Source organism: Serratia sp. CY74737 (assembly GCF_052166775.1).
In the GTDB taxonomy this organism is placed as follows: domain Bacteria; phylum Pseudomonadota; class Gammaproteobacteria; order Enterobacterales; family Enterobacteriaceae; genus Serratia; species Serratia ureilytica.
In genome coordinates, this window is sequence record NZ_JBJNOF010000023.1 from 12,248 (window position 1) to 31,805 (window position 19,558).

Here is a 19,558-nt window from a genome sequence, read left to right on the forward strand (position 1 = left end):
TCAGAACGGAAAAACTTATGACGCAACCTTTCTCCGGCTTTAGCCAGCAGGGCCTGAATTTCCTGCAGCAGGTGCGGATCGAGAACGATAAGGCGTGGTTCGACGGCAACCGCGATATCTACGATCGCGAGCTGCTGGCGCCGTTTCGCGCGCTGGTGGAGCAGCTTGCTCCCAGCATGCTGGCGATCGATCCGCAGTTCGAGACTCGCCCGGCGATCGGCAAAACGCTGTCGCGCATTCATCGCGATACGCGGTTTTCTCACGACAAGTCGCGCTACCGCAGCCGCATGTGGCTCACGTTCAAGCGCCCGAGCAAAGACTGGAAAGATGCGCCGGTCTACTTTTTCGAACTGGGGCCGGACATGCTGCGCTACGGGCTCGGTTACTACAGCGCCAACAAGCCGACCATGGATCTGTTCCGCCATACGCTGAAACAGCGGCCGCAGCCTTTCCTGGAGGTGGCCGCCTGTTGCCGGCCGCCGTTCGAGCTGGTGGGCGAGAGCTACAAGCGTCCGCTGGTCAAGGAGCAGGCGGCGGAGATCGCCACCTGGTACAACCGCAAATCGTTCGCGGTGATGGTGACGGACAGCGAAGTTGAAAAGCTGTTCAACGCCGATCTGGCGCCGCTGCTGGCCGGGGCGTTTTTGCAGCTTGAGCCGCTCTATCACTGGCTGATGCAGGTGGAGGCGATGAAGCAGGTCGATCCGGCCGACCTGTAAAAACCCCGCGTCAGCGGGGATGCAGCAATCGCCAAAAGGCGTCGATCAGCGGATCGCTGAGGCGTTTTTTCTGGACGCAGACCCCCAACTCGAACGGTTCGACCATCGAGATGTTATCCAGCTGCGAGATGCGGTTGCGCACCGGTTCCGGGCTGTTGTCCACCACTACGCTCGGGATCAGCGCGATGCCGCAGCCCAAGGCCACCATCGACACGATGGCTTCGTGGCCGCCGACGGTGGCGTAAATCAGCGGATTGCTGATGCGGTGACGGCGGAACCACAGTTCGATGCGTTTTCGCGAAGGGCCGTGCTCCGGCAAGATGAAGGGGATCTCGGCCCAGTCGGGCTTGTCGGCGAACGCCTGGCTGCGCACCGCGCAGGGCAGCGCCGGCGCGATCAGCACCAGCGGAATTTCGCCGATTTTGGTGAACGCCACGCTGGCGGGCAGCGTTTCCGGCCGGCCGGCGATGCCGAGATCGGCCTCGTTGGACTGCACCTTGTCGACCGCGTCGGCGGCGTCGCCGGTGGTCAGCTTGATCTCTACCAGCGGGTGCTGCGCGCGGAAGCGGTCGAGGATCGGCGGCAGGTGGCTATACGCGGCGGTCACCGAGCAGAACAGCCGCAGTTCGCCGCTCAGCGAAGGGCCGTGCTGGCCGAGCGAGTGCTTCAGCTGCTGATATTGCAGCAGCGTTTGCTGGGCGAATTCTTTCAGCTGTTCGCCGGCGTCGGTGAGCTGCACGGTGCGGTTATCGCGCAGGAACAGCGGCTGCCCGAGGATCTCTTCCAGCCGCTGGATCTGGCGGGAGAGCGTCGACGGGCTGACGTGCATCGCCTTGGCGGTGCGCCCAAAGTGATGGCTTTCGGCCAGATGCAGGAACAGCTTTAAATCACGTAAATCCATATCGATACGCTCGCAGTGAGAGTGTTGCAAAAATTGCAATATCACGTTCTCAATATATCAATTTAAGCAACGCATTTCCTGTTATACATTGAGTTTAACGAATCTCCGCACAGACAGGGCGGGGAATGAAAATAACAATGCAAGACAACATCAAACCGGAGTACCACCATGGCTAACTATTTCAACACATTGAACCTGCGTCAGCAGTTGGCGCAATTGGGTAAATGCCGCTTTATGGCGCGCGACGAATTTGCTGACGAAGCCGGCTACCTGAAAGGTAAAAAAGTGGTGATTGTCGGCTGTGGCGCCCAGGGGCTGAACCAGGGTCTGAACATGCGCGATTCCGGTCTGGATGTCGCCTATGCCCTGCGCAAAGAAGCGATCGACGAGAAGCGTGCTTCCTGGCGCAAGGCGACCGAAAACGGCTTCAAGGTCGGCACCTACGAAGACCTGATCCCGCAGGCGGATCTGGTGGTCAACCTGACGCCGGACAAGCAGCACTCTTCCGTGGTGCGCGCGGTGCAGCCGCTGATGAAAGACGGCGCGGCGCTGGGTTACTCCCACGGCTTCAACATCGTTGAAGTGGGTGAGCAGGTGCGTAAAGACATCACAGTGGTGATGGTCGCGCCGAAATGCCCGGGCACCGAAGTACGTGAAGAGTACAAGCGCGGCTTCGGCGTGCCGACCCTGATTGCGGTTCACCCGGAAAACGATCCGAAAGGCGAAGGCATGGCGATCGCCAAGGCCTGGGCGGCGGCGACCGGCGGCCACCGCGCCGGCGTGCTGGAGTCTTCCTTCGTCGCCGAAGTGAAATCCGATTTGATGGGCGAGCAGACCATTCTGTGCGGCATGCTGCAGGCGGGTTCGCTGCTGTGCTTCGACAAGCTGGTTGCTGAGGGCACCGATCCGGCTTACGCCGAGAAACTGATTCAGTTCGGCTGGGAAACCATCACCGAAGCGCTGAAGCAGGGCGGCATCACCCTGATGATGGATCGCCTGTCCAACCCGGCCAAGCTGCGCGCCTATGCGCTGTCCGAACAGCTGAAAACCATCATGGCGCCGCTGTTCCAGAAGCACATGGACGACATCATTTCCGGCGCGTTCTCCAGCGGCATGATGGCCGACTGGGCGGAAGACGACGTGAAACTGCTGACCTGGCGCGAAGAGACCGGCAAAACCGCATTCGAGAATGCGCCGCAGTTTGAAGGCAAAATCAGCGAGCAAGAGTACTTCGATCACGGCGTGCTGATGGTGGCGATGGTGAAAGCGGGCGTTGAGCTGGCGTTCGAAACCATGGTCGATGCCGGCATCATCGAAGAGTCGGCTTACTACGAGTCGTTGCACGAGCTGCCGCTGATCGCCAACACCATTGCGCGTAAGCGTCTGTATGAAATGAACGTGGTCATCTCCGATACCGCAGAGTACGGCAACTACCTGTTCGCCAACGCGGCGGTGCCGCTGCTGAAGGACTTCATGACCACCCTGCAGGCGGGCGATTTGGGCAAAGCCGTGGCGGGTACGGCGGTGGACAATGCGCAGCTGCGCGACGTGAACGAAGCGGTGCGCAGCCACCCTATCGAAACCGTCGGCCGTAAACTGCGCGGCTACATGACCGATATGAAACGCATCGCCGTCGCGGGCTGATTTTCCGCAAGGCAAAGCACAAAGAGAAAGAGCCGGCAGCGATGCCGGCTTTTTTTATGCCTCCGGCATCATTGCGGCGGGAATGATGGCGCCGCGATGCTGGATCACCGTAGCGGCCAGCAGATGGCCGCGCTGCGCCGCCCGTTGGGCGCTGTCGCCGTTCAGGCGGGCCGCCAGGTAACCGGCGCTGAAAGAATCGCCCGCTGCGGTGGTGTCGACGACACGCTCTGGCGGCAGCGCGATCGCCGGCACCTCAAGCTTCTCCCCTGCCATACTGAACACCAGGCAGGCGTGCGCGCCGCGTTTGATGACGATCTCGCCGACGCCGAGCGCCTGCGTGCGTGCGACCACCCGTTCGATCGGCTGCTCTCCCCACAGCAACTCTTCGTCATCCAGCGTCAGAAAAGCGATGTCGGTACAGGCCAGCACCTCGCGGTAGGCCTGCTGCGTTTCCTCACGGCTTTGCCACAGGCGCGGACGGTAATTGTTGTCGAAGATCACCTTGCCGCCGTTGGCGCGACAGCGGCGCAGCAGCGCCAGCAGTTTCATGCGATCGGCAGGCGCGAGGATCGCCAGGCTAATGCCGCTGAGGTACAAGTAATCGAACTGCGCCAGCCGTTCGCACAGTGCGTCGGCCTGCGGTCCCGCAAGCCAATACCGGGCGGCGGCGTCATTGCGCCAGTAGTAGAAAGTACGTTCGCCGGCGGCGTCGGTTTCGATGAGGTACAGGCCCGGCAACTTGTTGTCGAATTGCTGAATCAACCCGGTCTCGATCTTCTCCTGCCGCCAGGCCTGCAGCATGTCGCCGCTGAAACTGTCGGTGCCGAGTGCGGTGACATAATGCACCCGTAGCGTCTGTTCCGGCATTTGGCGGGCGAGGTAGACGGCGGTGTTGAGGGTATCGCCGCCAAAGCCGCGCGTCAGCTGTGCGCCCTGCTGCGACAGCTCGATCATGCATTCGCCGATCACGGCGAGATTTCGGATAGTCATCGTCAATAAGCCCTGGCTAAAGAAGAAGCAATAGCCGCCAGTCTCCACGCAAGGCGGTCAGAGAGTCAATAAATTAAAACGGCGTTTTAATTTTTTATGATCGCGATCGGCGAACGCGGGCAGGACGGAGGCGAAACGGGCGGCAATTCGGCTTAAAGTTTTACGCTGCGTTGCCGATAAGCTGGGTAAAGAAACAGCGGCAGCGCTCTCATTTCCCCGCCACGGCGATAGTACCGATGATAACCAATCTGATCTCTGGTCTGCTGGCGCCTTGTTTTGCCCTCTATGCCTGCGCCAAATCGCGGCGCTACTGGCGGCAATGCCGGCGCTTGTATACCTTCCAGCCGATTTATCGCACCAGCGGCGCGCTGCTGGCGGTGGAACTGCTGACGGCGGTGTATCACCCGAATGAGCCGGACAAGCGGCAATCCCCGGAGCATTATTTTTCCTCGCTCGGCGTCGCCCAGCGTTTGCAGGTGATCCAGGAACAGCTGGCGCTGTTGCAGCGCTGGCAGGCGTTGTTCACCCGCCATGCGGTGATGGTGTCGGTCAATATCGACGGCATCGCGCTGCAAGCATTACAGCGTCATAGCGCCTTGCAACGGCAGATCGCCGAGATGCCCTATCTGCGCTTCGAGCTGGTGGAGCACGCCGAAACGGCGTCAAACCGCCCGCTGCAGCAGATCGTCGGCGGCGAGCGGCTGTGGCTGGACGATTTCGGCAGCGGGCTGGCCAACTTCTCCGCCGTCGGCGCCTGGCGTTATCAATACATCAAGGTGGCGCGCGAATTGTTTACCTTGCTCAAACAGTCGGAAGAGGGTGTCCAACTGCTCGGCACCCTGATCAAGATGATGAACCAGCACAGCGACGGGGTGATCGTCGAGGGCGTGGAAACCGAACAAGAGTGGCGGCTGGTGCAGCGTTCCGGCGCGTTGGCCGCTCAGGGCTACTACCTTTCCCGCCCGGCGTGCTTTGAAACTCTGCACAGCGTGCCGACGCTGTTCGCAGCGCCCGGCGCGCCGGCGTGAACTCCGGCCTATCCTCAGCTAGGCTTAAACGGGGCTGCTAACTCCTCTTCCTTTCATTCGGCAGCCCGATTTATGCGCTGAGGGAGCCGCTATGACAAGAACAGGAAAGGTTTTCAGCTGGCTGGGCGGCATTGTGCTGCTACTGATCGTCGCGCTGGCGATCTTCATTGCTACCTTCGACTGGAATCGACTCAAGCCCACCATCAACGACAAAGTGTCGGCCGAACTGCGGCGACCGTTCGCCATTCGCGGCGATCTGGGCGTCGACTGGTCGCGCAATCCGGATGAGGGCGGCTGGCGCGCCTGGGTGCCCTGGCCGCATATTCACGCCGAAGACGTGTGGTTGGGTAACCCGAAAAACATGCCCGGCGACAGCATGGTGACGCTGCAGCGCGTCGACGCCAGCATTGCGCCGCTGGCGCTGCTGGGTAAAGAGCTGCTGATCCCACGCATCTGGCTGAAGCAGCCGAATGCTTCGTTGCAACGTCTGGCCAACGGCGACAACAACTGGACGTTTGACCTGGCCGCCGGCCAGGATACCAAGCAGCCGCCTTCCGACTGGTCGTTCACCGTTCACGACATCGTATTCGACAAGGGGCAGATCGCCTTTAAAGACGCCACGCTGAAGGCGGATTTCCGAGCCGTCATCGATCCGCTCGGCAAGCCGTTGCCGTTCAGTGAAGTGACCGGCAAACAGGGCGGCGACAAGGCCGCGACCCCCGATTACGTTTTCGGCTGGCAGGTGAAGGGCAAATATAACGGCGAACCGTTGAGCGGCAGCGGCAAGATTGGCGGCATGCTGTCGCTGCAGAGCGCCGATTTGCCGTTCCCGCTGCAGGCCGATGTGCGCTCCGGCAGCACCCGGGTGGTGGTCGCGGGCACCTTGTCCGATCCGCTGAACCTCGGCGGCCTGGATGTACAGCTGAAATTTTCCGGTGAAAGCCTGAGCAACCTCTATGGCCTGACCGGCGTGTTGTTGCCGAATACCCCGCCGTATGCGACCGATGGCCATCTGACCGCCCGTCTGCATCAGCCGGGCGGCGCGGTGTTTGAGTACCAGAAATTCGACGGAAAAATCGGCGACAGCGACATTCACGGCAGCTTGAAGTACGTTGCCGGTAAACCGCGGCCCACGCTGAGCGGCGCGGTGAGCTCCCGGCAGCTGAGGTTGGCGGATCTGGCGCCGCTGATCGGCGCCGACTCCAACGCCGCCAAAGCCGGGCGCGGCGAGAAAAGCCGTCAGCCTGCGGATAAGGTGCTGCCGGTCGAACAGTTCGATACGCAAAGCTGGAGCAAGATGGATGCGGACGTGAAGTTTGCCGCCGCGCGCATTGAACGCGGCAGCGATTTGCCGCTGAGCGATCTGGCCACGCACCTGAAGCTGAACAATGGCGAACTGCGCCTGGATCCGCTGCGCTTCGGCATGGCGGGCGGCAGCCTGAACGCCGTCGTGCGCCTCGACGGCGGCAAAAAGCCGATGCGCGGGCAGGTGGATATGCATGCACGCAAACTTCAGCTTAAACAGCTGTTGCCGAACGTGGAGGCGATGAAGCGCAGCCTCGGGCAGATGAACGGCGACGCCAGGCTGACGGGCAGCGGCAATTCGGTGGCCGAGCTGCTGGCGACCAGCAACGGCGACCTGCGCCTGCTGATCAATAACGGGGTGATCAGCCGTAGCCTGATGGAGATCCTCGGTCTGAACGTCGGCAACTATCTGGTGGCGCAGCTGTTCGGTGACGACGTGGTGGGCATCAACTGCGCGGCGGCCGACGTCGGCATCCGCAGCGGCGTCGCCGCGCCGCGACTGTTTGTGTTCGACACCGAAAACGCGGTGATCAACATCACTGGCAACACCAACCTCGCCACCGAACGGCTGGATTTGTCCATCGATCCGGAAAGCAAGGGCATGCGCGTGCTGACCCTGCGTTCGCCGCTGTACGTGAAAGGCACCTTCAAGCACCCGGACGCCGGGGTCAAAGCCGGGCCTCTGATCGCGCGCGGCGCGGCGGCGGTGGCGTTAGGGGCGGTGCTGACGCCGGCGGCGGCGCTGCTGGCGCTGGTCTCGCCCAGTGAAGGCGGCGAGGAGAACCCGTGCGGGCAGATCCTGCGGGAGATGAAAGGCAAAAAATAATCAGGCGCGCGGCGGCGGCGTGAGCAGCCGGCAGTCGTGATCCTGGATCTCTTCCGCCGAGGCCAGGGTGAACGGCAGCAGGCTGCGCTCGGTTGCCAGCAGCAGGAAATCGCCGTCCGGCAGCGCGGTCATCGCCAGGCCGAAGCTGCCCATGCGCCCGTCGGCGCGCGGCAGGCCGGAGGCCAGCAGGCGGAAGGCGCCCTGTTGTTCCAGTTCAGCGGCGGTCACCCGCCGCCCCAGATAGTCATGCCCCAACAGGCCGCCGGGCAGCGGTTGCCATTGCTTGATGAAATGGGGGCCGATTTGCGCCAGCCGCTGTTTTACCGCCGGCAGCAGGCAGGAGATATGAATGTGCAGCTGGTTTTGCGTGCGGCCATATTCCGAATTGATCGCCAATGAAATATCGCCGTCGTCGATCGGTTTGCCATAGCGTTCCGCCATCACGTGGCGCGCGCGCCAGGCCTGGGCGAAGAAATTCGGCGTGGCGGCGTCCAGCACCGCCGGGCTTTCGATACCGGTGATTTTGGCGCTGGGCATCAGCAGGTATTGCAGCGGCCCGTTGCGATCTTTAAACACCACGAAACCGGCCTGCACATCCACCTGCGCGCAGGGCGCCGGGTTGTCATGCGCCTGCTGATTGGGCAGACATTGCTGGCTGACGATGCGCCACAGCGCATCGGGATGGTCGGGTTTCAACCCGTAATAGAGCGCGATGGCGAGAGCCGCCAGCAGCGCCACGCAGACAAATACCCCACGACGCAGAGACATCGGCCGATCCTGTTACCGAGAGAAACGTCCAGCATAGCCCGGTTTTATGACAGGAAACGAACAACGCGTGCGGCCCCCCGCAGTGAGGGGGCCGCAGAGGATCACAGCGACTGGTGGCGGGTTTCTTTCATCAGCAGGAGGGCCAGCAGTGTCAGCCCGGCCATCGCCGCCAGGTACATGCCGACGTAAAACAGCCCGTAATGGGCCGCCAGCCAGGTGGCGATGTAAGGTGCCACGGACGCGCCGAGAATCGACGCGACGTTGTAGGAGAACGATGCGCCGGTATAGCGCACTTCGGTGGGGAACAGCTCCGGCAGCAGCGCGCCCATCGGGCCAAAGGTCAGCCCCATGATGCTCAGGCCGCACAGCAGGAAGCCCATCACCAGCGCCTGGTTGCCGGAACCCAGCAGGGTCGGGAACAGGAACGCGAAGCCGATCATCAGCAGGGTAATGGCGATCATGGTCTTGCGACGGCCGAAAGCGTCCGCCAGCAGGCCGGCGATGGGCACCATCACGCCGAAACCGATCACCGCCACCATCAGCATCCACAGGAAGCTGTTGCGGGAGTAACCGAGCCCCAGCGGCTGCGGCGCAGTGCCGTAGGTCATCGAATAGACCGTCATCAGATAAAACAGCGTGTAGGTCGCCAGCATGATGAAGGTGCCGAGGATGGTGGCTTTCAGATGCTTGCTCAGCAGCGTGCCGAGCGGCACTTTCACCTGTTTGCCGGCCTTGGCCGCTTTGGCGAACACCGGCGTTTCATGCAGCGATACCCGGACGTATAGGCCAATCAGCACCAATGCGGCGGAGAGGATGAACGGCACGCGCCAGCCCCATTCCATAAATTGCTGGTCGCTCAGCAGCCACGAGAGCAGCAGGAAGGTGCCGTTGGCGAAGAAGAAGCCGATCGGGGCGCCCAACTGGGGGAAGGAGCCGTACAGCGCACGTTTTTTGGCCGGCGCGTTCTCCGTCGCCAGCAAGGCGGCGCCGCCCCATTCGCCGCCCAGCCCCAGCCCCTGGCCAAAGCGCGCCAGCGCCAGCAGGATAGGGGCGAAGATGCCGATGGTTTCATAGCTCGGCAGCAGGCCGATCAGCACGGTGGAAATCCCCATGGTCAGCAGCGAGGCGACCAGCGTCACCTTGCGCCCCACGCGATCGCCGAAGTGGCCGAACAGCGCAGAGCCGATAGGGCGCGCGACAAAGGCGACGGCGAAGGTGGCCAGCGACTGCAGCGTCGCGGTGGTCGGGTCGCCCTGCGGGAAGAAGATGTGCGGGAACACGATCACCGCGGCGGTGGCGTAGATGTAAAAGTCGAAGAACTCGATGGCGGTACCGACCAGTGAGGCGACGATGACTTTCCCGCGGGAGTTCACCGGTGTGGACGCCTCGTCGGCGTCGAGTGGGGGTGCGATGGTGGCTTGCATAATATTTCTTATTGTTGGAGGGGGTAAAAATCCATCTTAGTGACAGCATTCCGCCTTTTCAACGCTGGAACTCTGGGCAGCGCCGCCGCTAACCGGTTAAAAAGACTAATGTTTTACCTGACTTCTTTTCTGTAGCGTTAAACGTTGAGAAATGGGGTTCATACAGTGTGAATGGCTGTAAAAACGGGAAAGAAAAGTGACTGGGTAGTTTGTTATGCTAGTTTTTCGAATGCTGTGCCGCATGATTTAGAGGGATTGACTGGTTTTTTGCTTGTTAACCAGAGGAAAGTGCCGGCGCGTGCGATAACACCGGCACGATTGCATGGCTTCAGCGTGCCGGCGGCTCGCGTTCCGGCAAGGCTTTGTCGCCTTTGTAGTCGGCGGTGGCGATCCAGGCGGCGCAAAACAGCGTTAAACGGGCGAAGAAGTAGAAGAACGCCATCAGCCCGATCACCGAGCCGAAGGCCGCGCCGGAAGGCGATTTCGCCACCTGCGGCAGCGTCATCGTCATCACGAACTTGATCACCTCAAAGCCGATAGCCGCAAGCAAGGTGCCGCGCAGCAGCGCTTTTTTCTTCGGTTTGTGGCGCGGCAGCATCCAGAAAATCCACAGGAACAGCAGATAGTTGGCGAAAATCGAGATCGACAGCGCGATCGTCGTCAGCGCCGGCCGCAGCCATTCGATGCCGTCCAGCCCCAGCGCGTTGACGATCGCCGCCTGCGCCGAGCCGGCGACCGAGGTCAGCGACAGCGTGATAATCAGCGCGACCACCAGGCCGGTCAGCGAGATGAAGTCGCGGGTGTACTTGAAATAGATTTTCTCCTGATCCTGCGGATTGCGTTCCCAGACGTCACGCGATTGCGCGCGGATCGCTTCGCGCAGGTTGCCCATCCAACTGATGCCGGAATAGAGCGCCAGCGCCAGGCCGGTCAATCCCACGGTGGTGCGCTGCTGAATGGCGGTGTTGACGGTGTTCTTAAGCGTGCTGGCCAGCGTCGGATCGCTGATGCTGCCGACGATCCGGTTGATCAAACGGGCCAGCAGATCCGGGTTGGAAGCCAGCACGAAACCGGCGGCGGCGAACGACACCATCAGGATCGGGATCAGCGAGAGGAATGAAAAATAGGTGATGGCGGCGCCGAACTGGCTGCCCAGCCGATCGTTAAAGCGTTCGGCGGCGCGCAGCAGGTGCGCAACGCTCGGCCAGGCTTTGATGCGTTCAATCAGACGTGAAAAACCGCTGATGCGGCGGTCGAGCGTTTCATGGCCGGTCTTGATGGCGATAAGCGGCTTCGGCGGCGTGTCTTGTGCGGGCTGGCGGCGTTCCTGGTCTGGTCCTGTAGGCATTACTTCACGATTTCCTTAACGTTAAACGGCATGTATCCGCGTTGATTATAGCCAAAGCCCCGCGGCGTTTTGAGCGCCGGGGCGGCAAACGGTCATTTTCCGAGCTTAACGCGTTAGCGCCCGGCATGAAATGCCGGGAGGCGGCCGATAGGTAAAATTCCTATGAAAACCCCGCCGCGCCTCGGTTTTTTTCACTTCCCTACCTCCAATTTTTATCTGTTTCGTCGGCGAGAAAGCGTTTACTCATGATGTGGCGCCACGCGTTGCCGAGCGCCGCTCCGCTGCAGCCGTAGGGGCTGGAACGGTCTCACCCGTCATCAACAGAAAAACTGGAAGGTCTTATGAAATTGCTTAATCACCCCACCTGCCGTCCGTTTACCGAAGCGGGCAATCTGTCGCAGCTTTCCGCCTACTATGAAGAGGAGAGGCATATCATGTGGATGCTGCTGCGCGCTGCGCCGCGTCCTTGCTTTAATCAGGCGCTGATCGAAGACATCATGATGCTGGCGCAGGCGGCGAAAGAGTCTTCGCTGCGGTTCGATTTCTGGGTCACCGGCTCGCTGGTGCCGAACATGTTTAACGTCGGCGGCGATCTGCAGTTCTTCGCCGAAGCCATCAAGAACCGCAAACGCGAGGCGATGATGGCCTACGCGCGTGCCTGCATCGACTGCGTGCATGCGGCGGCGCGCGGTTTCGATACCGGCGCGGTAAGCATTGCGATGATCGAAGGCAGCGCGCTGGGCGGCGGCTTTGAAGCGGCGCTGGCGCACCATTTCGTGTTGGCGCAGAACAATGCGCGCATGGGGTTCCCGGAGATTGCGTTCAACCTGTTTCCCGGCATGGGCGGTTACTCGCTGGTGGCGCGCAAGGCGGGCATGCGCTTGGCCGAAGAACTGATTTGGGGCGGCGAGTCGCACACCGCAGAGTGGTTCGAGAGCCGTGGGCTGGTGGATCAGCTGTTCCAGCCCGGCGACGCCTACATGGCGACGCGCACTTTCATCGATACCATCCGGCCGAAGCTCAACGGCATGCGCGCCATGTTGCGGGCGCGTCAGCGCGTGCTGCAGCTGACGCGTTCCGAGCTGATGGACATTACCGAGGATTGGGTGCACTCGGCCTTCACCATTGAGGAAAAAGATCGCGCCTACATCGAGCGGCTGGTGATGTTGCAGGATCGCCACACCCTGAACCTGCGTCGTGCCGGCTAACGTTAACGCGCCCGCCTCACGCGGAAGGTGAGCGCGGGCGATAGGACTGCAGCCAATGCTCCAGCTGTTCCGGGAGCATTGGCCGCGCAAACAGAAAGCCCTGCTTTTCGTCCACGCCGACCTCGTCGAGGAACTGATTTTCGCTCTCGGTCTCCACCCCTTCGGCGATCACGCGGAAGGCCAGCGCCTCCGCCGCCGCGACGATCGCGCGCACCAGCGATTGCGAAACCGGGTTGAAATTCACCCCGCGCACGAAGCTTTTATCCAGCTTGATGGCGTCCAGCGGAATACGCGCCAGCTGCGCCAGCGACGAATAGCCGGTGCCGAAGTCGTCGAGATGCACCTGCGCGCCCAGCTCGCGCAGCCGGGTGATCAGCACGCGCGCGCGGTTTTCGTCTTCAATCAGGCTGCTTTCAGTCAACTCGAAGTCCAGCAGACAAGGGGCCATGCGGTGACGGCGCAGCACCCCGAGCAGATCGTTGACGATGCCGTCGTCGGCCAGCTGCCGGGCGGAGAGGTTGACCGCCACCCGCAGATTCAATCCCCGCTCTCGCCACTGCGCCGCCTGGCAGGCGGCGGTCTGCAATACCCATTGGCCCAGCGGGCCGATCAGGCCGGACTCCTCGGCGTAGGAGATGAACTGCAGCGGCGGGATCAGGCCGCGCTCCGGCGAATCCCAGCGCACCAGCGCTTCCACGCTGTGCACTTCACCGCTGCGCGCGTCGATTTTAGGCTGGTAATACAATACCAGCTGATTTTGCTCCAGCCCTTTACGCAGGTTGGTGTCCAGCCACATGTATTCGGCGACGCGCTTGTTCATCTCCGGCGAGAAGACGGTATAGGTGCGTTTGCCGTGCTCCTTGGCGACGTACATGGCGGTATCGGCGCTGCGGATCAGGCTGTCGAGATCGTTGCCGTGCTCCGGGCACAGCGCGATGCCGATCGAACAGCCGGTATACACTTCGATCAGGCCGATGCGGAAAGGGGTCTTCAGCCGATCGATGATGCGCTGCGCCAGCGTTTGCAAACGTTCGCGATCGGTCTGAGGCGCCAGCACCAAAAATTCGTCGCCGCCGAGGCGGGCGAGCACCTGATCCGGGCTCAGGCAGCCGAGGATCGCCAGCGAGACCTCAACCAGCAGCCGATCGCCGAACATATGGCCGTAGGCGTCGTTGACCTTTTTGAAGTTGTCGAGATCGAGGTACACCAGGCCGAAACTCTCTTCGCCGCGCGTGGCGATGGCGTGGTTGATCTTGTCCTGGATGGCGTTACGGTTCGGCAGGCCGGTGATGATATCGGTGTTGGCCAGCACCCGCAGCCGTTCCTGCGCGCGACGCTCTTCGGTTATATCGGTTCCTGAGCAGATCAGAAACACCTCGTTCTTACCGCTGCCGCTGTGCACGAACTTATTGCGAAACAGGAACAGCCGCTCGCCCTTGACCGTCTTTACCCAGCGTTCCACCTCATACGAAGAGCCGTTGCGGAAGAAGCCGGCGATGTTGCGCCGCGAGGCGGCGGCTTCTTCCGGGCTCATAAACAACTGGAAAACGTTCTTGCCGATCACCTCGTGTTCGTGCAGCCCGGTGTACTCCTCGCTCAGCCGATTGAAGCGCTGGATGCGGCCGTGCTGGTCGACGATCACGATCACCGAGTTGGCTTCGGACACCACCTGCTCGGCGAAGGAGAGCCCATGCACCAGATCGCGCGCCACGGATTGGGTATCGCTGAACGCGGACGCGGTGCCCGCCCATTCGAGGTTATTGACGCGGCGCCCGACCAGATGCAGATGCAGCGGTTCGCCGGCCAGCGTAATGGTGAGTTCAAGGCTGGCGGTCACGCCGGTCAAACGGCGAATTTTCGCCGCGTCCATGGCGCTCAGCGCCACCGCGACGTGGGCTTTGCCCTTAACGGCGGACAGCTCCAGGGCATTGCTGTCAAACGCCAGCCGCCAGTGGGGGCTCTGGGTGCCGAAGTGGGCGTTAAGAAGCTCAGGGCCTTGGTCTGCGGACATGATGATTCCTCAAAAGAGCACGGGCGGCCGGTCAGCACGAAGAACCGCTGGCGGCCTGTGGGCCCGAAAGTGGTCGCCGTGCGCGTCTGTGCATCATATAACAGGTTTTCACAGGCGGGGTGGGTAATGGAAACTATTCTATAAGCAATGATTAGTTTTGCGGTGTACTCGCCACCCGGCGACCGGTTGCCTTAAAGTGTAGGAGGAGAACATCGGGTCGTGCGAAGTTTGTACCGGCTTCCCCGCTAACGAAAAACGGTTGATGCAAGGTTGCCTTGTGGGCGAGTAAATTATAGCGGTGAGAGGGCGGCTGAAAAATAACCCTGTCGGGGAGATTTTTGCCGGGAAATTAAAATTTCCATCAAATAAACGCCTTCTTCATAGTTTTCTCATAATTGGTGAATAAACCCGTGACGGGTTTTAAAAAGTTTACACACCCTCGCATTACTTGAATTTTATCAGCCTATTATTATCTTCGACGAACGAATGAGCCTGTTAACGTACAGCGCTCCTGATGAAGAAAAATTTTTAAGGAAATGATTATGCGTAAATTGACGGCTTTATTTATTGCTTCCACGCTGGCTCTGGGTTCTGCTTCTGCGGCGTTCGCCGCTGATACGACGGCGGCCCCGGCTGCGGATGCGGCGCCGATGAAAATGATGCATCACAAGGGTGAAGGTAAAGGCGGCCCGTTCGCCGGGCTGAACCTGACCGAGCAGCAGCGCCAGCAAATGCGCGATATCATGAAAGAGTCGCACTCGAAACGCGGTCCGGGCATGAAAGAGGAACGCCAGGCGCTGCATAATCTGGTGGCTTCCGACAGCTTCGATGAAGCGAAGGCGAAGGCGCAAATTGACGCGATCGGCAAAGCGCAATCCGAACGCATGCTGGAACGCGCCAAGGCGGAAAATAAAATGTATAACCTGCTGACCCCTGAGCAGAAAAAACAATACAATGAGAATTATCAGAAACGTGAGCAAAAGATGATGGACCATATGAATAAAATGAAGGAGCAGATGTCCTCCGGTCAGTAATATACGCTCGCGGTAAATAAAAAAGGGCCAGACTATTTGTCTGGCCTTTTTTTTCGGCGTTATCTCCGGCAGGCCCGGCAGCGAGTGATTATCATTCCCCAGCGGCAACATGTCGGAACTGTTCGGCAACGGCCTGCGCAAAGCGCGGATCGTTAATATGGTAAGGCGTTTTTATTAACCGGCGCTTATGGGTGGCGTGCACCGTCTCCTCCAGCGTTTGCGTAAAGGCGGCCAGCGCTGCGGGATCCCAGAACGGTTGCCCAGGGGCATCCAGCGCCGACACGCCGCCCGCCGGGATCACGAAGCGCACTTCGCCCGCGCAGGCGTTGATTTTCTCGCCAATCCAATGACCGATTAGCGCATTTTCCCGTGGGCTGGTGCGCACCAGCGTCACTTGCGGATTGTGATGATAGCGCAGGCGGTTCGCGTAGCGAGCCGGCACCGTATTCAGCGCGCCGAAGTTGATCATGTCGATCGCGCCGCAGGAGAGTACGCACGGGATGCCGGTACGCGCGATAGCACCGAAACGATCTGCATTGCAGGGCAGCACACCGCCAAACAGGTAATCGGTCACTTCGGTGGTGGTCAAATCGATGGCGCCGTGCAGTTGCCGGCTATCGATCAGTTTTTCCAGCGCTCTGCCACCGCTGCCGGTCGCGTGAAACGTCAGGCAGTCCCATTGCGGCTCAAGATCGGCAACCAGTGCCTGAATGCAGGGGGTGGTGACGCCAAACATCGTCAGGCCGATTGCGGGCTTGTCGTCGTGATGATCGACGGCGGCGAAGCGGACTGCGCCGGCTATCTGGCGCGCCGCATTGCCCAGCACCCGGCGCGAGATACGGTTCAGGCCGGCGAGATCGGTGACCGAATACAACATGCTGATATCACTGGCGCCGACATAGGCGGAAACGTCTCCCGCCGCCATGCTCGAGACCATCAATTTCGGCAGGCCAATCGGCAACTGCTGCATTGCCGGCGTGATGATGGCGGTGCCGCCGGAGCCGCCCAGGCCAAGCAGGCCGGCGATATCGCGGCGTGTCAGGATAAAACGTTCGAAAGCGGTCGCCATGGCGGCGATTGCCTGGCCGCGGCTGGCGAGAAAGACCGCGCCTGCGCCCGCCGGATGGTGGCGAGCGACCTCTTCTGGGCCGATATCGGCCGGGGAGTCAAACGGCAAGCTTCGGGTGGAGAGATCGACGGTTCGCGTGGGTAAATTCAGGCTGGCAATCAGCCGCCGCACATACTCCAACTCTTGTCCTTTCGTATCTGCTGTGGTAGCAATATAGACAAAATTTGAAGTATCTTTCATGAATTTTTCCGGGGTGTTTCTAATTTTTATTTAAAAATTAATGTATTATGTTTTTTTAGGTGCCCTGGTGTTGGCATTTAAATTAAATTGATTAATGTATTTATATAATGAGACGGCAGTATCATTTTTGCAAGGGTAGCTCAGTGCAAAATGGGACTCCTGTCTCATTTTTGAGCTTTTTGCGCGGCCAACCCTTTGTCGTCAACCTGTCGGCAGTGGCGTCTCGCCTGTCGTGCAAGCGTGTACAGATGTATGAGGTTTAAGTGCCGATAAATGCTTTTCCCACCCCGTCCGACCTTTCTCTGACCTCCGCCCGGGCGAAAACACATCGTTTGTTGCTGGCCAGCGCAATGACGCTGTATGGCGAGGGCGCGTTTCCATCGATCACCGATCTGGCGGCGCATGCGCAGGTATCGCGCGCGACCGCCTACCGCTATTTCCCGACCCAAAGCGCATTAATTACTGCGGTGGTGGCGGAAAGTCTGGGGCCTATTCTGGCGTGGCGCCCGCAGGACGATGATGCCCTGAAGCGCATCCAGCAGTTGCTGACGTTGGCTTATCCTCAGATGGAGCGACACGAAGGGGCGCTGCGCGCCGCATTGCAGCTCTCTTTGCAGCAGTGGGCGCACGCCACGCCGGGCGAAAAGTTCGTGCGCGGCAACCGCAAGCGGCTGCTGGCGCTGGCGGTAGAGCCGTTGCAGGGTAAACTGCCGCCAGATTCTTTACAGAGAGTGATTCATGCTTTCTCGCTGATTTACGGTTCTGAGGTGTTCCTGGTGCTGAAAGATATCTGGGGGCTGGAGCTTGAGGGTATCCAGGATGTCACGCAATGGATGGCCAAAGCCATCCTGCGTCAGGCGGAAGAGGATGCGATGAACAGCAAAAAAACATCAGCAGGATAATCCAATTTTTGCCGCTGCCTGAGTGAAAAACCAGCATAATTCACTGAGTAAATATTGGCAAAAGTTATAATTAAAAGTGATAAAAAGCGCCTGTTAAGCACTTTTCAGGCGACGCTTTCCTTGGTTGCCTTTTAATTAAATATCATTATTTATCATTGTATTAATTTAATTATCCTCCGCGAATAAATACCGCCTCAGCGCTGAGCGAGATCATTCTCTTTCCTTATCGTCCCCCGTCTGATTCATCCCTGAAACGTTCTCTCCGCCCACCGAACTGCCGAGTGACACATTAAGCGCACTTGAGATTGTTGTGCTTTATTTATTTGGTGTTACCAAACTGTTACACAAAAAATCTTATAAAACATTTGCAAACAACAACGGACGGTATCTGGGATGGAGAAGAAACTTAGAGGAGTCAAATCCGCTCGGGCGGCCTTCGGCTGGCCTGAAATCGGAGTTCATCGCGCACAATGGAGCGCGATGCTGATCTGCCTGACGGCGATCGGCGGCGCGCAGGCCTCCAGCTATATAGAGAACGGCAAAGCGGGCGATCCGGCCAGCTGGCGCAGCAGTGAGTTCAACGCGGAATGGGGGCTGGGGGCGATCCACGCCGACCAGGCCTACGCCGCCGGTTATACCGGAAAAGGCATCAAACTCGGTATTTTCGATCAGCCAGTCTACGCCAAGCACCCCGAATTTTCCGGCCCTGATAAGGTGATCAATCTGGTTACCCATGGCACTCGCGAATACACCGATCCCTATATTCCAGTGAAAAAAGGCGATGACTTCCGCTATGACGGTACGCCAAGCACCGACTCCAGCGGCAAATTAGGCTCGCACGGCACCCACGTGGGCGGCATCGCCGCCGGCAGCCGCGACGGTGGCGCCATGCATGGGGTGGCATTCAACGCGCAGATCATCAGCGCAGAAAACGGCGACCCCGGCCCGGAGGACGGCATTGTGCTCGGTAACGACGGCGCGGTTTACCAGGCCGGCTGGGAGGCGCTGGTGGCCAGCGGCGCGCGCATCATCAATAACAGTTGGGGCATCGGCATTACCGAAAAGTTTGATGAGGGGGGTTATGACCCGGCTTATCCGCATTTCACAGTAAACGATGCGCAAAAGCAGTTCGATCAGATCAAACAGATCCTCGGCACCAAGCCCGGCGGCGCCTATCAGGGCGCGATCGACGCGGCGCGCAGCGGCGTGGTCACCATCTTCGCCGCCGGTAACGACGGCAATCTGAATAACCCCGATGCCATGGCCGGTCTGGCCTATTTCGTGCCGGAGATTGCACCGAACTGGCTGTCGGTCGCCAGCTTGCAGGATCCCACCAATACCGGCGATTACAGCATCAGCACCTTCTCTTCCCGCTGCGGCTACACCGCCAGCTTCTGCGTTTCGGCGCCGGGCACCCGGGTATACAGCTCGGTGATTGAAGGCACCAGCGTGGAGAATCTGACGACCGGCTACGCCAAATACAGCGGCACCTCGATGGCGGCGCCGCACGTGGCCGGCAGCGTTGCGGTGCTGATGGAGCGTTTCCCGTATCTGAGCGGCGCACAGGTGGCGGAAGTGCTGAAAACCACCGCCACCGACATGGGCGCGCCGGGCATCGACGCGCTCTACGGCTGGGGGATGATCAACCTGGGCAAGGCTATCAACGGGCCAGGCATGTTGGTGACCGCCGAGGATATTCCTGCGGAGTTCCGTATTCCGGATCCGACGGGCGTGGCCTACGGCCCGACCCAGTTCGTGGTGGATCTGCCGGGCGTCGGCGCGGTGCTGGACAAGGGCAAACCGACCGAGCGCGTCTGCAGCGATGTGCTGTGTGGGCTGGACGTCTGGAGCAACGATATCACCGGCCACGGAGGCCTGACCAAGCAGGGTATCGGCACCCTGGTGCTGACCGGTAACAACACCTATTCCGGCCCGACGCTGGTCAATCAGGGCCGACTGGCGATCAACGGCTCGGTCACCTCGGACGTCAGCGTGCAGAGTGGCGGCATCGTCGGCGGCAGCGGCACGGTCGGTTCGCTGACCGCCCGCCGCGGCGGCACCGTGGCGCCGGGCAACTCGATCGGCACCCTGAACGTGGCGGGCAACGTCAGCTTCGAGCCGGGTTCGCGCTACGCGGTGGA

At 60.3% G+C, this 19,558-nt stretch carries 15 protein-coding genes; 8 read left to right on the forward strand and 7 right to left on the reverse strand.

Going from position 1 to position 19,558, the window contains the following annotated elements; genetic code table 11:
- Positions 1 to 17: 17 nt before the first annotated feature.
- Positions 18 to 719 (forward strand): DUF2461 domain-containing protein, encoded by a 702-nt coding sequence (locus ACJ8PE_RS24265; protein ID WP_046687958.1) that lies wholly within the window; start codon positions 18 to 20, stop codon positions 717 to 719.
- A gap of 10 nt (positions 720 to 729) precedes the next feature.
- Here ACJ8PE_RS24265 and ilvY read toward each other — a convergent pair whose 3' ends face one another.
- Positions 730 to 1,620, reverse strand: a complete 891-nt coding sequence (gene ilvY, locus ACJ8PE_RS24270; protein ID WP_004929971.1) for an HTH-type transcriptional activator IlvY — start codon at positions 1,618 to 1,620, stop codon at positions 730 to 732.
- A 168-nt stretch (positions 1,621 to 1,788) separates the two neighbouring features.
- Between ilvY and ilvC the strand changes: the two genes are divergently transcribed.
- A complete protein-coding gene (gene ilvC / locus ACJ8PE_RS24275) occupies positions 1,789 to 3,264 on the forward strand; it encodes a ketol-acid reductoisomerase (protein WP_033636408.1) in 1,476 nt (491 codons plus the stop codon).
- Positions 3,265 to 3,318: 54 nt separating this feature from the next.
- Here the strand turns inward: ilvC and ACJ8PE_RS24280 are convergent, their stop codons facing one another.
- Positions 3,319 to 4,254, reverse strand: coding sequence for a sugar kinase (locus ACJ8PE_RS24280; protein ID WP_197760721.1), 936 nt, complete (start codon positions 4,252 to 4,254; stop codon positions 3,319 to 3,321).
- A gap of 236 nt (positions 4,255 to 4,490) precedes the next feature.
- Between ACJ8PE_RS24280 and pdeH the strand changes: the two genes are divergently transcribed.
- Positions 4,491 to 5,282, forward strand: a complete 792-nt coding sequence (gene pdeH, locus ACJ8PE_RS24285; protein ID WP_197793835.1) for a cyclic-guanylate-specific phosphodiesterase — start codon at positions 4,491 to 4,493, stop codon at positions 5,280 to 5,282.
- A 91-nt stretch (positions 5,283 to 5,373) separates the two neighbouring features.
- Complete coding sequence (locus ACJ8PE_RS24290) at positions 5,374 to 7,413, forward strand: AsmA family protein (RefSeq protein ID WP_197793834.1); 2,040 nt, start codon at positions 5,374 to 5,376, stop codon at positions 7,411 to 7,413.
- Here ACJ8PE_RS24290 and ACJ8PE_RS24295 read toward each other — a convergent pair whose 3' ends face one another.
- The 3 genes from ACJ8PE_RS24295 to yhjD all read right to left on the reverse strand — a co-directional run bounded on the left by ACJ8PE_RS24295 (position 7,414) and on the right by yhjD (position 10,953).
- A complete protein-coding gene (locus tag ACJ8PE_RS24295; protein ID WP_197760715.1) occupies positions 7,414 to 8,181 on the reverse strand; it encodes a CDP-diacylglycerol diphosphatase in 768 nt (255 codons plus the stop codon).
- A gap of 101 nt (positions 8,182 to 8,282) precedes the next feature.
- Positions 8,283 to 9,605 (reverse strand): MFS transporter, encoded by a 1,323-nt coding sequence (locus ACJ8PE_RS24300; protein ID WP_197760713.1) that lies wholly within the window; start codon positions 9,603 to 9,605, stop codon positions 8,283 to 8,285.
- A 328-nt stretch (positions 9,606 to 9,933) separates the two neighbouring features.
- Positions 9,934 to 10,953: an inner membrane protein YhjD gene (yhjD, locus tag ACJ8PE_RS24305; RefSeq protein WP_021505224.1), complete on the reverse strand. Its 1,020-nt coding sequence runs from the start codon at positions 10,951 to 10,953 to the stop codon at positions 9,934 to 9,936.
- Positions 10,954 to 11,294: 341 nt separating this feature from the next.
- Between yhjD and ACJ8PE_RS24310 the strand changes: the two genes are divergently transcribed.
- Positions 11,295 to 12,161, forward strand: coding sequence for a crotonase/enoyl-CoA hydratase family protein (locus ACJ8PE_RS24310; protein WP_197793833.1), 867 nt, complete (start codon positions 11,295 to 11,297; stop codon positions 12,159 to 12,161).
- 16 nt (positions 12,162 to 12,177) lie between these two features.
- On the opposite strand, the gene pdeR is transcribed toward ACJ8PE_RS24310, so the two are convergent.
- A complete protein-coding gene (pdeR, locus tag ACJ8PE_RS24315; RefSeq protein WP_033645368.1) occupies positions 12,178 to 14,172 on the reverse strand; it encodes a cyclic di-GMP phosphodiesterase in 1,995 nt (664 codons plus the stop codon).
- 542 nt (positions 14,173 to 14,714) lie between these two features.
- On the opposite strand from pdeR, the gene spy reads away from it, so the two are divergent.
- The gene (gene spy / locus ACJ8PE_RS24320) at positions 14,715 to 15,206 is read left to right on the forward strand and encodes an ATP-independent periplasmic protein-refolding chaperone Spy (protein ID WP_033645367.1); all 492 of its coding nucleotides are present in this window, start codon (positions 14,715 to 14,717) and stop codon (positions 15,204 to 15,206) included.
- 91 nt (positions 15,207 to 15,297) lie between these two features.
- On the opposite strand, the gene ACJ8PE_RS24325 is transcribed toward spy, so the two are convergent.
- On the reverse strand, positions 15,298 to 16,515 hold the full coding sequence (locus tag ACJ8PE_RS24325) for a Tm-1-like ATP-binding domain-containing protein (protein ID WP_197760709.1): 1,218 nt from the start codon (positions 16,513 to 16,515) through the stop codon (positions 15,298 to 15,300).
- A 263-nt stretch (positions 16,516 to 16,778) separates the two neighbouring features.
- On the opposite strand from ACJ8PE_RS24325, the gene ACJ8PE_RS24330 reads away from it, so the two are divergent.
- Both ACJ8PE_RS24330 and ACJ8PE_RS24335 read left to right on the forward strand, forming a co-directional pair.
- On the forward strand, positions 16,779 to 17,417 hold the full coding sequence (locus tag ACJ8PE_RS24330; protein WP_033645365.1) for a TetR/AcrR family transcriptional regulator: 639 nt from the start codon (positions 16,779 to 16,781) through the stop codon (positions 17,415 to 17,417).
- Positions 17,418 to 17,897: 480 nt separating this feature from the next.
- The coding region (locus ACJ8PE_RS24335) for a S8 family serine peptidase (RefSeq protein WP_442536941.1) at positions 17,898 to 19,558 on the forward strand (1,661 nt) is incomplete at its 3' end.

Bases quoted from the DNA above. Each gene is read 5' to 3' on its own strand.
- ACJ8PE_RS24290 (WP_197793834.1), top strand. From the start codon at position 5,374: ATGACAAGAACAGGAAAGGTTTTCAGCTGGCTGGGCGGCATTGTGCTG.
- ACJ8PE_RS24295 (WP_197760715.1), bottom strand. From the start codon at position 8,181: ATGTCTCTGCGTCGTGGGGTATTTGTCTGCGTGGCGCTGCTGGCGGCT.
- ACJ8PE_RS24310 (WP_197793833.1), top strand. From the start codon at position 11,295: ATGAAATTGCTTAATCACCCCACCTGCCGTCCGTTTACCGAAGCGGGC.
- ACJ8PE_RS24300 (WP_197760713.1), bottom strand. From the start codon at position 9,605: ATGCAAGCCACCATCGCACCCCCACTCGACGCCGACGAGGCGTCCACA.
- ACJ8PE_RS24265 (WP_046687958.1), top strand. From the start codon at position 18: ATGACGCAACCTTTCTCCGGCTTTAGCCAGCAGGGCCTGAATTTCCTG.
- ACJ8PE_RS24325 (WP_197760709.1), bottom strand. From the start codon at position 16,515: ATGAAAGATACTTCAAATTTTGTCTATATTGCTACCACAGCAGATACG.
- yhjD (WP_021505224.1), bottom strand. From the start codon at position 10,953: ATGCCTACAGGACCAGACCAGGAACGCCGCCAGCCCGCACAAGACACG.
- ilvY (WP_004929971.1), bottom strand. From the start codon at position 1,620: ATGGATTTACGTGATTTAAAGCTGTTCCTGCATCTGGCCGAAAGCCAT.
- pdeH (WP_197793835.1), top strand. From the start codon at position 4,491: ATGATAACCAATCTGATCTCTGGTCTGCTGGCGCCTTGTTTTGCCCTC.
- ACJ8PE_RS24280 (WP_197760721.1), bottom strand. From the start codon at position 4,254: ATGACTATCCGAAATCTCGCCGTGATCGGCGAATGCATGATCGAGCTG.
- pdeR (WP_033645368.1), bottom strand. From the start codon at position 14,172: ATGTCCGCAGACCAAGGCCCTGAGCTTCTTAACGCCCACTTCGGCACC.
- spy (WP_033645367.1), top strand. From the start codon at position 14,715: ATGCGTAAATTGACGGCTTTATTTATTGCTTCCACGCTGGCTCTGGGT.
- ilvC (WP_033636408.1), top strand. From the start codon at position 1,789: ATGGCTAACTATTTCAACACATTGAACCTGCGTCAGCAGTTGGCGCAA.